The organism is Alcanivorax sp. HI0044 (assembly GCF_001634945.1).
The window spans coordinates 1-892 of record NZ_LWEZ01001988.1 but is presented as its reverse complement, the minus strand read 5'-3'; the positions used below and the strand labels follow the sequence as shown (position 1 = coordinate 892).

Sequence of the window (892 nt, the reverse complement as noted above, 5' to 3'; positions counted from 1 at the left end):
GAAGCTGACTGCGACAATTGATCGAATACAGCTCATACCTCACCTCCATCTTTGGCAATCACGTCTGTTTTGGCCTGCGTCGACTCTGGCCCACCTTCAACAATGACCTTGCGGAACATACCAGCGGCCGCGTGATAGGACAGGTGACAGTGGAACGCCCACTGACCGGGCGCGTCGACCTCGGTTTCCATGTAAACGGTGGTGCCGGGCTGCACACTGACCGTGTGTTTGATCGGGTTCCACTGGCCTGCGCCAACATCAAGGATGGACCACATACCGTGCAGGTGCATGGGGTGAGTCATCATGGTTTCGTTGACAAACTTGAAACGGACCCGCTCACCGTATTTGAGACGAATCGGATCGGCGTCTTCATACTTGACGCCATTAATGCTCCAGGTATACCGCTCCATATTGCCGGTCAAACGAAGCTCAATTTCCCGGGTCGGCTCGCGAACTTCATACAACGGATCCTGAGCCTTCAGGTCAGCGTAAGAGAGGAACTTTCCGCCATTGGCAGCTTTGGGCATGAGGCCACTGCCCTTGGCGTAAAAAGGATCGCTTTTTTCTTCTGTCCCCATCGCCATGGAACCATGGTCCATGCCGGACATGCCCGAATGATCCATATCTTTCATGTTGGAATGATCCATACCTTCCATATTGGAATGATCCATGCTGCCCATGTTGGAGTGGTCCATCCCGGACATATCTCCCGAGCTGCTCATATCCATGTTCCCATGATCCATGCCAGACATGCTGCCATGGTCCATACCGGGCATACCGCTCATATCAGCCATGGTCAGACGCGCTTGTTCACGCATTGGTGGCACAGACCCTTCCATACCCTTTTCGGGGGCCAGCGTCGCTCTTGCATAGCCTGAACGTCCCATGGATT

1 protein-coding gene is annotated in these 892 nt (G+C 54.0%); it reads right to left on the bottom strand.

The genetic code is table 11. The annotated features are described in order from the left end of the window. Positions 1 to 32: 32 nt before the first annotated feature. Positions 33 to 892 (bottom strand): multicopper oxidase domain-containing protein (locus A3730_RS32975; RefSeq protein WP_156501453.1); only part of this gene is annotated, 860 nt, incomplete at its 5' end.